This is a genomic window from Ensifer sp. BR816 (assembly GCF_000378985.1).
Classification (GTDB): domain Bacteria; phylum Pseudomonadota; class Alphaproteobacteria; order Rhizobiales; family Rhizobiaceae; genus Sinorhizobium.
This window is the reverse complement of the sequence record NZ_KB905370.1, coordinates 1,701,232-1,715,552: the sequence shown is the minus strand read 5'-3', so window position 1 is coordinate 1,715,552 and position 14,321 is coordinate 1,701,232. Positions and strand designations below refer to the sequence as shown.

At 64.4% G+C, this 14,321-nt stretch carries 11 protein-coding genes; 9 read left to right on the top strand and 2 right to left on the bottom strand.

The genetic code is table 11. The features are described from left to right. Window positions 1-70 precede the first annotated feature (70 nt). Window positions 71-2,158, top strand: a complete 2,088-nt coding sequence (locus tag RHIBR816_RS0108215) for a M3 family metallopeptidase (RefSeq protein ID WP_018236051.1) — start codon at window positions 71-73, stop codon at window positions 2,156-2,158. Here the strand turns inward: RHIBR816_RS0108215 and RHIBR816_RS0108210 are convergent. Continuing rightward, the gene (locus RHIBR816_RS0108210) at window positions 2,155-3,327 is read right to left on the bottom strand and encodes a dihydrodipicolinate synthase family protein (protein WP_026186763.1); all 1,173 of its coding nucleotides are present in this window, start codon (window positions 3,325-3,327) and stop codon (window positions 2,155-2,157) included. The two genes, RHIBR816_RS0108215 and RHIBR816_RS0108210, sit on opposite strands and share 4 nt — an antisense overlap. Before the next feature lie 293 nt (window positions 3,328-3,620). On the opposite strand from RHIBR816_RS0108210, the gene RHIBR816_RS0108205 reads away from it, so the two are divergent. Genes RHIBR816_RS0108205 through RHIBR816_RS0108185 form a run of 5 tightly spaced genes read left to right on the top strand, consistent with a single transcriptional unit; the run spans window position 3,621 to window position 9,567 of the window. After that, entirely contained in the window at window positions 3,621-4,664 is a 1,044-nt protein-coding gene (locus tag RHIBR816_RS0108205; protein ID WP_018236049.1) for a LacI family DNA-binding transcriptional regulator, read from the top strand. Next, the gene (locus RHIBR816_RS0108200) at window positions 4,661-5,662 is read left to right on the top strand and encodes a Gfo/Idh/MocA family protein (protein ID WP_018236048.1); all 1,002 of its coding nucleotides are present in this window, start codon (window positions 4,661-4,663) and stop codon (window positions 5,660-5,662) included. The genes RHIBR816_RS0108205 and RHIBR816_RS0108200 overlap by 4 nt, the downstream gene beginning before the upstream one ends. Window positions 5,663-5,667: 5 nt before the next feature. Further along, entirely contained in the window at window positions 5,668-7,287 is a 1,620-nt protein-coding gene (locus RHIBR816_RS0108195; protein WP_018236047.1) for an acyl CoA:acetate/3-ketoacid CoA transferase, read from the top strand. Further along, the gene (locus RHIBR816_RS0108190; RefSeq protein ID WP_018236046.1) at window positions 7,280-8,059 is read left to right on the top strand and encodes an enoyl-CoA hydratase/isomerase family protein; all 780 of its coding nucleotides are present in this window, start codon (window positions 7,280-7,282) and stop codon (window positions 8,057-8,059) included. The genes RHIBR816_RS0108195 and RHIBR816_RS0108190 overlap by 8 nt, the downstream gene beginning before the upstream one ends. Next, window positions 8,059-9,567: an aldehyde dehydrogenase family protein gene (locus RHIBR816_RS0108185; RefSeq protein WP_018236045.1), complete on the top strand. Its 1,509-nt coding sequence runs from the start codon at window positions 8,059-8,061 to the stop codon at window positions 9,565-9,567. The genes RHIBR816_RS0108190 and RHIBR816_RS0108185 overlap by 1 nt, the downstream gene beginning before the upstream one ends. A gap of 113 nt (window positions 9,568-9,680) precedes the next feature. On the opposite strand, the gene RHIBR816_RS0108180 is transcribed toward RHIBR816_RS0108185, so the two are convergent. After that, a complete protein-coding gene (locus RHIBR816_RS0108180) occupies window positions 9,681-10,745 on the bottom strand; it encodes a LacI family transcriptional regulator (protein ID WP_018236044.1) in 1,065 nt (354 codons plus the stop codon). Window positions 10,746-11,079: 334 nt separating this feature from the next. Here RHIBR816_RS0108180 and RHIBR816_RS0108175 point away from each other — a divergent pair, with 334 nt between their 5' ends. From RHIBR816_RS0108175 to RHIBR816_RS0108165, 3 genes are all read left to right on the top strand, one after another. Further along, entirely contained in the window at window positions 11,080-12,324 is a 1,245-nt protein-coding gene (locus tag RHIBR816_RS0108175) for an extracellular solute-binding protein (RefSeq protein WP_018236043.1), read from the top strand. A 236-nt stretch (window positions 12,325-12,560) separates the two neighbouring features. Beyond that, complete coding sequence (locus RHIBR816_RS0108170) at window positions 12,561-13,439, top strand: carbohydrate ABC transporter permease (protein ID WP_018236042.1); 879 nt, start codon at window positions 12,561-12,563, stop codon at window positions 13,437-13,439. After that, a complete protein-coding gene (locus RHIBR816_RS0108165; protein WP_018236041.1) occupies window positions 13,439-14,320 on the top strand; it encodes a carbohydrate ABC transporter permease in 882 nt (293 codons plus the stop codon). The genes RHIBR816_RS0108170 and RHIBR816_RS0108165 overlap by 1 nt, the downstream gene beginning before the upstream one ends. Window position 14,321: the final 1 nt, after the last annotated feature.

Genomic DNA, 14,321 nt, shown 5'->3' with positions numbered 1-14,321 from the left:
CACCTCAAACGTCGCCATCATGAATGTGACTGCGCCGGCTCTGCCGGTGCTGCATGCGAAAGGATCTCCCATGACTTCAAGCGCTTCGCTTAATCCCGCCCTGGTAGACTGGACCGGACACGAGGGCCTGCCTCGGTTCGAGGCGGTGAAGGACGCGGATTTCGCGCCCGCCTTCGATGCAGCCCTCGCAAGCCACGAGGCGGAGATCGACGCGATCGCCAACAATCCGGAGCCGCCGACCTTCGAGAACACCGTCGTCGCGCTGGAGATCGCCGGAGACGAGCTATCGCGCGTTTCGGCGCTGTTCTGGAGCAAGGCAGGTGCCCATACCAACGAAGTGATCCAGGCGCTCGAACGCGACATCGCGCCGAAGATGTCGCGCCACTATTCGAAGATAGGCACGAATCCGGCGCTTTTCAGCCGCATTGATACGCTGTGGGAGACGCGGGAGGCGCTTGGCCTCGATCTCGAGGCGACGCGCGTGCTCGAGCGGCACTGGAAGGGTTTCGTGAAATCCGGCGCCAGGCTTGCCAAGCCCGACCAGGAGCGGCTGGCGGCGATCAACGAGACGCTCGCCGGGCTCGGCGCGAAATTCGGCCAGAATGTGCTGGCCGACGAGAAGAGCTGGGCGTTGCTGCTCGCAAGCGAGGCGGAACTGGCCGGGCTTCCGGACTTCCTGAGGGACGCGATGGCGGCCCAGGCGCGCGACCGGGGCGTGGACGGAAAATATGCGGTCACGCTGTCGCGCTCGATCATCGAGCCGTTCCTGACCTTCTCGGAAAACCGGGAACTGCGCGAACAGGCGTTCAGGGCCTGGACGGCGCGTGGTGAAAACGGCGGCGAGACCGACAATCGCGGCATCATCGCGGAAACGCTTTCGCTCAGGGCGGAAAAGGCGAAGTTGCTCGGCTATGCGAATTATGCGGCGCTGAAGCTCGACGACACGATGGCGAAGACGCCCGAGGCCGTGAACGGCCTGCTGATGCAGGTCTGGGAGAAGGCGGTGGCGCGCGCCCGCGAGGAGGAGGCGGAGCTTGCCAAGCTCGTCGTCGCCGAGGGGCGCAATCACAAGGTCATGCCCTGGGACTGGCGGCATTACGCCGAAAAGCTGCGGGCGGAAAAATTCAACTTTTCGGAAAGCGAGCTGAAACCCTATCTGCAGCTCGAAAAGATCATCAATGCCTGCTTCGACGTCGCGGGCCGGCTCTTCGGCATCACCGCAACGGAAAAGAAGGGCATCGCCGCCTACCATCCGGACGTTCGCGTTTTCGAGATTCGCGACGCGGCTGGCAAGCTCGTTGCACTCTTCCTCGGCGACTATTTCGCCCGCTCTTCGAAGCGCTCCGGCGCCTGGATGAGTTCCTTCCAGTCGCAGCACAAGCTGAAGCTGAAGAACGGTGCGGTCGGCGAAATCCCGATCGTCTACAATGTCTGCAATTTCGCGAAACCCGCCGACGGCAAGCCGGCGCTGCTCTCCATAGATGATGCACGTACCCTCTTCCACGAGTTCGGCCACGCGCTCCACGGCATGCTGTCCAACGTCACCTATCCCTCGGTGTCGGGCACGGGCGTTTCGCGCGACTTCGTCGAACTGCCGTCGCAGCTCTATGAACATTGGCTGACGGTGCCGGACATCCTCAAGACATACGCCGTGCATTACCGGACCGGCGAGCCGATGCCGCAGGCGCTGCTCAACAAGGTGCTGGCCGCGAGAACCTTCAATTCCGGCTTCGCGACGGTCGAGTTCACGTCGTCGGCACTCGTCGACATGGCCTATCATACGACTGAGCCCGTCAGCGACCCGATGGCGCTGGAAGCGGCGACGCTCGATAGGATCGGCCTGCCGGCCTCGATCGTCATGCGGCATCGCAGCCCGCATTTCCTGCACGTCTTCTCGGGAGACGGCTACTCGGCCGGCTACTATTCCTACATGTGGTCGGAGGTGCTCGACGCCGACGCCTTCGCGGCCTTCGAGGAGACCGGCGATCCCTTCGACCCGGCAATGGCCGAGAAGCTCAAGGCCAATATCTACTCCGTCGGCGGCGCGATCGATCCGGAGGACGCCTACAAGGCCTTCCGCGGCAAGCTGCCGAGCCCGGATGCGATGTTGGCGAAGAAGGGGCTGGCGGCCGTAGCGCCGCCCTCGCCCGCCACTTAGCCCGCCTGTTCTACACCGAGGACGGCGAGAAAATTGCGCATCCGCGCCGCCGCCAGTTCCGGCCTGTCGAGCACATTGGCCCGGTCGGCGAGGCGGAAGATGTCGGCATAGTGCGAGAGCCCGCGGGCCGACTGCAGCCCGGCCGGCAGCGTGAAATGGCGCTGGTGGCCGTTCAGCCAGGCAAGAAAGACGACGCCGGCCTTGTAGTATTGCGTCGGCGCCTCGAAGATCTTGCGTGACAAGGGCACCGTCGGCTCGATGACGCCGCGGAAGGTGGTGATATCGCCGGCCGCCAGAGCAGCGAGCGCCTTGGAGGCAGATGGCGCGACGGCGTCGAAGATGCCGAGCAGCGCATCGCTGTATTTTCTGCCGTCGCCCTCGATCAGTTCCGCATAGTTGAAGTCGTCGCCGGTGAAGCAGAGCACGCCCTCCGGCAGCCGGTCGCGCAGCGCCACTTCCTTGGCGTTGTCGAGCAGCGAGATCTTGATGCCTTCGACCTTGGCGCTGCTCTCGCCGATGATCGACAGCACGGTTTCGAGCGCCTCCTCGAAATTTTCGGAGCCCCAATAGCCTTTGAGCTGCGGGTCGAACATGTCCCCCAGCCAATGCAGCACGACCTTGTCCTTCGCCTGGGCGAGGATATGGCCGTAGACGCGCCGGTAGTCGTCCCCGGAGCGCCCGACGCGGGCGAGCGCCCGGCTCGCCATCATGATCGCCCGGCCGCCCTCGCCCTCGACGAAACCGATCTGCTCCTCATAGGCGGCGATGACGTCGTCGATCGACTGTGCGTCCGCGGCAGCGAGATGGTCGGTGCCGGCGCCACAGGCGAGGTCGGCGCCGGGAACGCTGCGCGCCTCGGCAAGCGAACGGCGGATCAGTTCCCGGGCGCCCGCCCAGGAAAGCCCCATGCCGCGCTGGGCGGTGTCCATCGCCTCGGCGATCTTGAAGCCGAGGCTCCACAGATGATGGCGGAAGGCCATCGTCGCTTCCCAGTCGATCGCCGGATTGCCCCACGGATCGGCGTCGCGCAGCGGGTCGGAAACGACATGTGCGGCCGCATAGGCGATACGGTTGAAGGTCGGCACCGTGGCTGGCCGGGCAATCGGCGTTCCCTGGAGCGTATAGTGTTCGAGCGAGCCGTCCTGGCGCGGCAGCAAAAGACTGGTCATCGGCATTGATCCTCCTCAAATGTGCGGCATCGAATAATTTAGATCGTTCCAAATTGCAAGGTGGAAAAATATTGACGCTTGCCGATGCGCACGGCGCACCGCCTGAAGGTTTGTGGATGCGGAAATCACCTAATATGCTGGAAAAATGCATTTTTATCCAAGAAACCGTGTGATCGATCGACTTCCTGCCGAACCGTCATAGCCAGAAAAAAGTGAACGTAAACCTCTTGACGAACTTGGAACGTTCCAATTATTAAGGATGCAGCAAACAAAATGCCAGTGGGAGGACTGTGATGGCGAAGGAGCGGGTGACGGTTGTCGACATAGCGCGCGCCGCCGGCGTGTCGAAGTCGACCGTGTCGCTCGTCCTGCAGGGGAGTTCGCTGGTCAACGAGACGACGCGGGCGAAGGTGAATGCGGTGATCCGCGAGCTCGGCTATGTCTACAATCGCAGCGCCGCCAATCTGCGCCAGGCGAAGTCGAAGATCATCGGCATCGTCGTCAACGACCTGACGAACAGCTTCTTCGCGGAGCTTGCCGTCGGCGTCGATGCCGTGGTGCAGTCCGCCGGCTTCGTGCAGTTCCTTGCCAATACCGGCGAAAAGATCGAGCGCCAGCGCGAGGTCATCGCCTCGATGCGCGAGCATGGCGTCTCCGGTCTGATCATCTCGCCGGCGCGCGGCACGGAAGTCCGCGATCTCGCGCCATTGGTTGCCAGCGGCATTCCGGTGGTTCTCGTCGTGCGCGACATTGCGGAAGCGGGCGTGTCGTCGCTGATTTCCGACAATCATGCCGGCGCCATGGCCGCTGTTCGCCATCTGATCGAGCGCGGCCATCGCCGCATCGCCTTTCTCGGTGGTTTCCCGGACACCGCCGTCTTCGAGGCGCGCATGCGCGGTTATCGCGATGCGCTTCGCGAGGCGGGAATGCCGACCCCCGACGAACTCATCATCGGCTCGGCACCGTCGCGCGCCGGCGGGGTCACGGCGATCGAGCAGGCGATGATGCTGAAGGAACGGCCGACCGCCGCACTCTGCTTCAACGACGCGGTCGCCTTCGGCGTTTGCGACGGGCTTCGGGCACGGCGGCTGGAGCCGGGTGCGGACTTCGCGGTGATCGGTTTCGACGACGTGATCGAAGCAAAGACCGCGGTGCCAGCGCTGACCACGGTCTCGGTCGATCCGCAGGGCATGGGTGATCGCGCAGCGCAATTGCTGCTGAAACAGATCAATGCGGGACGGGCCGAGCCGGAAGCGATCGTCAGTCCGGTGCGGCTCGTCGTTCGCCAAAGCTGCGGCGGCACCGTCGAACGCAGAGTGAAGGAGATATCGTCATGATCCGATGGGGATTGATCGGCGCGAGCACGATCGCGCGCGAATGGGTGATCGGCGCGATCCGCGCCGCCGACGGCGAGATCGTCTCGGTGATGAGTTCGAGTGAGGAGCGTGGGCAGGCCTATGCCGCGGAAAACGGCATCGCCAAGGCGGTTGCCAGCCTCGACGACCTTGTCGGCGATCCCGACGTCGATGCGGTCTATATCTCGACGACCAACGAGCTTCATCACGACCAGGCGCTCGCGGCGATTCACGCCGGCAAACATGTTCTCTGCGAGAAGCCGCTGGCGATGAACCTCAACGACGGCTGCGAAATGGTGCTGAAGGCGTGCGAGGCTGGTGTCCAGCTCGGCACCAATCATCATTTGCGCAATGCCGCCACGCACCGGGCGATGCGCGAGGCGATCGCCGCGGGCCGGATCGGCAGGCCGATTGCGGCGCGCGTATTCCACGCCGTTTACCTGCCGCCGCATCTGCAGGGCTGGCGGCTCGACAAGCCGGAAGCCGGCGGCGGCGTCATCCTCGACATCACCGTTCACGATGCCGATACGCTGCGCTTCATTCTCGACGACGACCCGATCGAGGCGGTGGCGATCAGCCATGCCGCCGGCATGGGCAAGGAGGGGCTCGAGGACGGCGTCATGGGCGTCTTACGCTTCCGCTCCGGCGTGATCGCGCAATTCCACGATGCCTTCACGACGAAATACGCCGAGACCGGCCTCGAAGTGCATGGCACCGACGGTTCGCTGATCGGCCGCAACGTGATGACCCAGCGCCCGGTCGGCACCGTGACGCTCAGGAACGAAGAGGGTGAGGTCGAACTGCCGCTCGACCACCGCAATCTCTACGAGACGGGCCTCGAAGCCTTTCATGCCGCGATCGAAGGAAACGGCCGGCCCTCGGCGACGGGCGAGGACGGCGTCTGGTCGCTTGCCACGGGCCTCGCCGTGGTCAAGGCCGCGGCGACGGGTGTCGCGGCCCAGATCGAAACCGGACTGTGAAGCCAATGTCGATGAGCAAGCATATTTCGCCGGCAGAAGCGGCCGCCCTGATCCCGGACGGCGCCGTCGTTTCGGTCTCCTCGTCCAGCGGTCTTGGCTGCCCGGACCTGATGCTGAAGGCGATCGGCGAGCGCTTTGAGGCGACCGGCCACCCGCGCGACCTGACGACCTTGCACCCGATTGCCGCCGGCGACATGAGCGGTATCAAGGGGGTCGATTACATCGCCAGGAAGGGCCTACTGAAGAAGATCATCGGCGGCTCCTATCCTTCCGGCCCGTCGAGCGCCGAGCCGCCGCTGATCTGGCAGATGATCGGCGCAGATGAGGTTGCAGCCTACAACATTCCCTCCGGCATTCTCTTCGACATGCATCGCGAGGCGGCTGCAAAGCGCCCCGGCGTGATGACCAAGGTCGGGCTCGACACCTTCGTCGATCCCTCGCGCGAAGGCTGCGCCATGAACGCCTCGGCCGCTGCCGAGCCGGTGGTGAAGAAGATTTCCTTCGAGGGCGAGGACTGGCTCTATTTCAAGGCGATCGCGCCTGAGGTGGCGATTATCCGTGCTACCACCGCTGACGAACGCGGCAATCTCACCTACGAACACGAGGGCGCCTATCTCGGCGGGCTCGACCAGGCACTCGCCGCCCGCAACAATGGCGGCATCGTCATCGCCCAGGTGAAGCGCATCGCCAAGGAAGGCTCGCTCAAACCGCATGATGTCCGGGTGCCGGGCGTGCTCATCGATTACGTCGTCGTCGATCCGGAGCAGAAGCAGACGACGCAGACGCTCTACGATCCCGCCATCTCCGGCGAGATATTCCGGCCGCTCGACAGCTTCCGCGTCCCGGAATTCAACATTCAGAAGGTGATCGCCCGCCGCGTCGCGCAGGAGCTCGAAACGGGCAGCGCCGTCAATCTCGGCTTCGGCATCTCCGCCAATGTGCCGCGCATCCTGCTGGAAGAGGGGCTGCATGGTGCCGTCACCTGGGTGATCGAGCAGGGCGCCGTCGGCGGCGTGCCGCTCCTGGACTTCGCGTTCGGCTGCGCCTCGAATGCCGACGCCTTCATGCCGTCGCCCTACCAGTTCACCTATTTCCAGGGGGCGGGCTTCGACGCTTCGCTGCTCTCCTTCCTAGAGATCGATCGCAGCGGTTCGGTGAACGTCTCGAAGCTCAGCTTCCGCCCGCATGTCACCGCCGGCGCCGGCGGCTTCGTCGACATCACCGCGCGGGCGAAGAAGATCGTCTTCTCCGGCATGTTCAACGCCGGTGCGAAACTCGGCGTCGTCGACGGCCGGCTCGTCATCGAGAGGGAAGGCAAACTCAAGAAGCTGGTCAATCAGGTCGAGCACGTCACCTTCTCCGGCCGCCGCGCCATCGAGCAGGGGCAGGACATTACCTATGTCACCGAGCGCTGCGTCATGAAGCTGACGGCGCAGGGCGTCGTGCTGACCGAGATCGCGCCGGGCGTCGATCTTGAGACACATATCCTCGACCAGTCGGAATTCCCGCTGGTCGTCTCCGACAGGCTGAAGGTGATGGAGGCGGCATTGTTCCACGAAGCGCCGCTGGGACTCAAGCTGCCGGCCAAACCCCGGCGCGAGATCGCGGGAGGCGCAGATGGCTGACGAGCGGATCCGTATCGAGATCGACGGCGCGATCGCGACGATGACCGTCGCGCGACCGGAAAAACTCAATGCCTTCGATATCGACATGCTGAAGGCGCTGGCCTCGGCCTGCGACACGGTCGAGGCGAACGGGCAAGTGCGCGTCGTGATCCTCACCGGCGAGGGCAAGGCGTTCTCCGCCGGCGGCGACATCAAGGCCTGGGGCGGCATGGAGCCGGCCGCCTTCGGACATGAGTGGGTGCGCTTCGGCCACCGCGTCTTCGAGCGGCTGGCGACGCTGCGCATGCCGGTCATTGCGGCGCTCAACGGCCATGCGCTTGGCGGTGGCCTGGAACTCGCCGCGGCCGCGGATATCCGCATCGCCGAGAGCCAGGTGAAGATCGGTCTGCCGGAAACGAGCCTCGGCATGGTGCCCGGCTGGTCAGGCACGCAGCGCCTGGTCACCCGCTTCGGCGCGCAGATCGTCCGGCGCATGGTGATCGGCGGCGAGATGTTCACGGCGGAGGAGGCGAGGGCCGAAGGGCTCGTCGATGCCGTGGTCGAGACCGGCACGGTCATGAGCGCGGCGCGGGATTATGCCGCGCGGATCGCTAGCCGCGGTCCGGCGGCGCTGGAAATATCGAAGCTGATGATTGCCTCGGCGAATGGCGAGGACAAGGGCGCGGCCGTCGAGGCGCTGGGCTCGATCCTCGTCGCCAAGACCGGCGACCTCAAGGAAGGCGTCGCCGCCTTCAGCGAAAAGCGCGAAGCGCGCTTCAAGGGAGAATGGTGATGACGGTTCTGCTGAGGCCGAAGCCGCTTGGCGACCACAAGGTCCGCGAATTCCGGATGCTGATCGACGGTCAATGGGTGGCCGGCGCGGAGGGCCGGACAGTCGAGCGCGTGGCGCCCGGTCACGGCGTCGTCGTCAGCCGCTATGCCGCGGCGACGAAGGTGGATGCCGAGCGCGCCATCGCCGCGGCGCGGCGTGCCTTCGACGATGGTCCCTGGCCGCGCATGACCGCCTCCGAACGCTCGCTCATCCTGCTCCGCGCCGCCGACATGATCGCCGCGCGCGCCGACGAACTCGCCTTTCTCGATGCAATCGAATCCGGCAAGCCGATCAGCCAGGCCAAGGGCGAACTTGCGGGTGCTGCCGACATCTGGCGTTATGCCGCAGCGCTTGCCCGCGATCTCTCCGGCGAGAGCTACAATACGCTCGGCGATGGCACGCTCGGCGTGGTACTGCGCGAGGCGATCGGCGTCGTCTCGATCATTACGCCCTGGAACTTCCCCTTCCTGATCGTCGGCCAGAAGCTGCCCTTCGCGCTCGCTGCCGGCTGCACGACGGTCGTGAAGCCTTCGGAGCTGACCTCCGCCTCGACGCTCGTTCTGGGCGAGATCCTCGAGGCCGCCGGCGTTCCGGACGGCGTCGTCAACATCATCGTCGGTACCGGGCCGGAGGCGGGCGCGCCGCTCACCACCCACCCGGATGTCGACATGGTCTCCTTCACCGGCTCGACCGGGGTCGGGCGGCTGACCATGGCGAATGCGGCGCAGACCTTGAAGAAGGTGTCGCTCGAACTTGGCGGCAAGAACCCGCAGATCGTCTTCCCGGACGCCAATCTCGACGAGTTCATCGATGCCGCCGTCTTCGGCGCCTATTTCAATGCCGGCGAATGCTGCAATGCCGGCTCGCGGCTGATCCTGCATCGCGACATCGCCGACGAGGTGACGGCGCGCATCGCCAGCCTCTCGGCGAAGGTCAAGGTCGGCGATCCGCTCGATCCCGAGACGCAGGTCGGCGCGATCATCACGCCGCAGCATCTCGAAAAGATCGCCGGCTATGTAACTGCCGCCGCAGGCGAGGGCGCGGCCGTCAGCCATGGCGGCGCGGCGCTCGATCTCGGCATGGGCCAGTTCATGGCTCCGACCATTCTTTCGTCCGTCCGGCCGGAGATGGCAGTGGCACGCGAGGAGGTTTTCGGGCCGGTGCTCTCGGTCCTGACCTTCGAAACGACCGAGGAGGCGATCCGCATTGCCAACTCGATCGACTACGGGCTCTCGGCCGGCGTTTGGAGCCGCGACTTCGACACGTGCCTGACGATCGGGCGGCGCGTGCGCGCCGGCACGATCTGGATGAACACTTTCATGGATGGCGCCTCCGAACTGCCCTTCGGCGGCTACCGGCAGTCGGGTCTCGGCCGCGAGCTCGGGCGGCATGCGGTCGAGGACTACACGGAGACCAAGACGCTCAACATGCATATCGGTCAGCGTACCAGCTGGTGGATGCCGCGCTGAGATCGGGAGGTAAGTCGGAGATGGGTTCGTTGGCCAGGTTCGCAGGGAGGATGAAGGAGGCGCCGATGCCACGCCCTCCCGCTTCGACCGTGCGCAAGTCGGGCCGCCCCGCCTCAGGACACCTCGGCCGGCTGCGGCTTGAAGCGAAGCTCGGGGTCGAGCAGCAATTGCAGTTCGCCGATATCGGTGCTGCCGCCGATGCGGCGCAGCAGGATGCGCCCCATGTGCTCGCCGGTTTCGGTCAGGTCCTCGTAGATCGTATCGACCCGCGGCTGGATGGCACCCAGCAAGGGAGACGTCTGCTTGGCGACGATGTCGTATTCGAGCCCGAGCGTCAGGCCGCAATCGCTCATGCCGGTGATCGTCGCCAAGGCACAGACCTCGCCGCCGCAGGTGAAGCCGTCCGGCGGATCCTTTTCGGCCTGGCGCTGGCGGATCCGATCGCGGATCGCGCCGGCCGGGCTATCGAGATCGATGCCGGAGAGGATTTCGTAGGCGCAGCCCGCCTCGCGGACAGCCGTCATGAAGCCATGAAGGATGTGGCCGCTGAAGGTGAAGCCGGACGGGCCGCTGATCAGCGCCGGCTTGCGTCGTCCCTTGGCGATCAGCCGCCGCGTCGCCTCGTAGGTAAAGGTGAAGTTGTCGTAGTCGACGAAGGGATGCGTCGTCGCAAGCTCGGTGCGGCCATGCGTGACGAACGGAAAGCCGGTCTCCGAAAGCAGTTTGACGCGCGGGTCGAGCGGTTCGGTACGGGAGAAGATCAAGCCGTCGGCCATGCCGTTGCGGATGATGTAGTTCACCGCCTCGATATTCGCGGCATCGAGGAAATTCGGCATGACGATCAGGTGGTAGGCGGTGCCCTGCAAGGCCCGGGCGATGCCGGCCATCACGGAGGTCCCGTAGCCGAGGATCTCTTCGTGTGGGGCGAGCAGCACGGCAATCACATTGGTGCGTCCGGTCTTCAGGCGCTGGGCGGCGCGGTCCGGCGAGTAGCCGATCTCGAGCGCCACCTGACGCACCCGCTGGCGCGTCTCGAGCGAGATCTGCGGCGCATCGGCAAGCGCCCGCGAGACCGTGGTGACGGCGAGACCAGTGATGTCGGCGATGGTGCGCAGGGTTGGCTTACCGCGCTTTTCCGAGGCCCCTCCGGGGCGGACGAGTTTCGAAGGATCGGCCAAACGAATGCTTTCCTGCGAGAGGTCAAGTGCGGCATTTGTAACGTGCCGCGAACCAATAGGCAATCGCATCATGCAAACGTTTTAAATCGGTGCAAGGACCACGATTTGCTGCGCCGCGGCATCGTCGGCATGGCCTATAATGCAGGGAAATCAGTGTTGTTCGGTCGGAAGAGGGTGGAATAGGGCCGTCCGCTTGACTTGTGGCGATTTGTAACGTTTTAAATTGTGCGGGCGGCGCATGCCGCAAGCCCAGACTGCCCCCTGGGAGGGGGCAGACAATCCAAAAAAGCGGGAGGAGCTTCCGCTTCGGTAACTTGCAAACGGGAGGAAAACGATGCGCAAGTTGATGACGACGACGGCTGTTGCAGCATTGATGTTGGCGGCGACGGCCGCGCGCGCAGCAGAGAATGTGGAAGTGCTGCACTGGTGGACGTCCGGTGGCGAGGCTGCGGCGCTCGACGTCCTGAAGAAGGATCTGGAAGGCAAGGGCATCGGCTGGACCGACATGCCGGTCGCCGGCGGTGGCGGCACCGAGGCCATGACGGTGCTGCGCGCCCGCGTCACCTCCGGCAATGCGCCGACGGCGGTGCAGATGCTCGGCTTCGATATTCTCGACTGGGCCAAGGAAGGCGCGCTCGGCAATCTCGACGACATCGCCGCCAAGGAAGGCTGGGACAAGGTCGTTCCGACGGCTCTGCAGCAGTTCTCGAAGTATGACGGCCACTGGATCGCCGCTCCGGTCAACGTCCATTCGACCAACTGGGTCTGGATCAACAAGGCGGCGCTCGACAAGGCAGGCGGCAAGGAGCCGGCCAACTGGGATGAGCTGATCGCGCTGCTCGACAAGTTCAAGGAGCAGGGCATCACGCCGGTCGCTCACGGCGGCCAGCCCTGGCAGGATGCGACGATCTTCGACGCGGTCGTGCTTTCGCTCGGCAACGACGTCTACAAGAAGGCCTTCATCGACCTCGATCCGGCGACGCTCGGCGGCGACAAGATGAAGGAAGCCTTCGACCGGATGACGAAGCTCAGATCCTATGTCGACGACAACTTCTCCGGCCGTGACTGGAACCTCGCCTCGGCGATGGTCATCGAGAACAAGGCCGGCCTGCAGTTCATGGGCGACTGGGCGAAGGGCGAATTCCTGAAGGCGAAGAAGGTGCCCGGCACCGATTTCGTCTGCATGCGCTTCCCGGGAACGCAGGGCTCGGTCACTTTCAATTCCGACCAGTTCGCGATGTTCAAGGTCTCGGACGAGAAGGTCCCGGCGCAGCTGCAGATGGCCTCGGCGATCGAGAGCCCGACCTTCCAGTCGGCCTTCAACGTCGTCAAGGGATCGGTTCCGGCCCGCACCGACGTTCCGGATACCGACTTCGACGCCTGCGGCAAGAAGGGCATCAAGGACCTTGCCGAAGCCAATGCCAACGGTACGCTCATGGGCTCCATGGCGCATGGCCACGCCAACCCGGCCGCCGTCAAGAACGCGATCTACGACGTGGTGACCCGCCAGTTCAACGGTGAGCTGAGCTCGGAAGAGGCGGTCAAGGAACTCGTCGCGGCTGTCGAGGCTGCGAAGTAAGCGCGGCGCGACGGAGGGGATTGCCCCTCATCCGGCCTGCCGGCCACCTTCTCCCCGCGCGCGGGGAGAAGGGACAAGCGGCGAAGTCCGGCGTCCTCTTGCCCTTTGGGGTGGGGTGAGCCGCTGCGCCCCTGTCCCCTCTCCCCGCCTTCGGGGAGAGGGCTAGTCCTCGGGTTTAACCCGAGGAGAGGGGGCAGACCCGCGGCACGAACGAAACGATAACGGTGGTAACAAACATGGATAGCCGCACCCGGCTGCAGGAGCTTCTGCCCAAGCTCGTGCTCGCCCCCAGCTTTCTCATAGTTCTGGTGTTCGTCTACGGCTTCATCGTCTATACGGGCTTCCTCTCGCTGACGGACAGCAAGATGCTGCCGTCCTACAATTTCGTCGGGCTCACGAACTACAGCCGGCTTTGGGCGCTGCCACACTGGTGGCGGGCGGTCAGCAACCTGGCGATCTTCGCCACCCTCTATATCGTCATCTGCTCCGTGCTCGGCCTGGCGCTGGCGATCCTGCTCGACCAGAAGATCCGCGCGGAAGGGTTCCTCAGGCCGATCTATCTCTATCCGATGGCGCTGTCCTTCATCGTCACGGGGACCGCCTGGAAGTGGTTCCTCGATCCCGGCATCGGGCTCGAGAACACCATGCATCTCTGGGGCTGGGAAAGCTTCTCCTTCAACTGGATCAAGGACCGCAACTACGCGATCTACTGCGTCGTCATTGCCGCCGTCTGGCAGTCGACCGGCTTCATCATGGCGATGTTCCTGGCGGGGCTTCGCGGCGTCGACAACGAGATCATCAAGGCCGCCCAGATCGATGGGGCGACGACGCCGACCATCTACCGGCGGATCATCATTCCGCTGATGCGGCCGGTGTTCCTCTCGGCTTTCGTGGTCCTCGCCCATCTCGCCATCAAGGCCTACGACCTGATCATCGCCCTGACCGGCGGCGGGCCGGGGCAGGCGACGGAGCTGCCGGCGACTTTCATGTATTCCTACACATTCACGCGCAACCAGATGGCCATCGGCGCCTCGTCGGCGATCATCATGCTGGTGATGATCTTCTCGATCATCGTTCCCTATCTCTATTCCGAAATCCGGGGAGGAAAACGCTGATGGGCGCTCCCAGTCCTGAGAACGTCATCTCGCACAATCGCCTGACGCGGGCGCTGATCTATGCGGCGCTGATCCTCTTCGCGCTCTATTCGCTGCTGCCGCTCTACGTGATGCTGGTGAATTCCCTGAAGCCGCTCGATGAAATCCGCCAGGGCGGCATGCTGAACCTGCCTGAGACCTGGACGATCGAGCCCTGGCTTTCGGCCTGGTCGACGGCGCAGATCGGCGTTCAGCCGACCGGCCTTCGCCCTTTCTTCATCAACTCGATCCTGATGGTCGTGCCGGCCGTCGCGATCTCGACGATCATCGGCGCGCTCAACGGCTACGTGCTGACCAAGTGGCGCTTTCCGGGCGCGAACATCTTCTTCGGCATGCTGCTCCTGTCCTGCTTCATCCCGTTCCAGATCGTGCTGATCCCGATGGCGCGCATCCTCGGCATTCTCGGCATTGCGGGGTCGATCTGGGGGCTGATCCTCGTCCATGTTGTCTATGGCATCGGCTTCACGACGCTCTATTTCCGCAATTACTACGAGGCGTTCCCGACCGAGCTGGTGCGCGCCGCGCAGATCGACGGGGCGAGCTTCTTCCAGATCTTCCGGCGGATCATGCTGCCGTCCTCCGGGCCGATCATCGTCGTCTCGGTCATTTGGCAGTTCACCAATATCTGGAACGACTTCCTGTTCGGCGCCTCCTTCTCCGGTCCCTATTCGACGCCGATGACGGTGGCGCTCAACAACCTGGTGAGCTCGTCGACTGGCGTCAAGGAATACAACGTCCACTTCGCGGGCGCGATCCTCGCTGCCCTGCCAACGCTCATCGTCTACATCGTGTCCGGCCGCTACTTCGTCCGCGGGCTGATGTCCGGCGCCGTGAAAGGGTAAG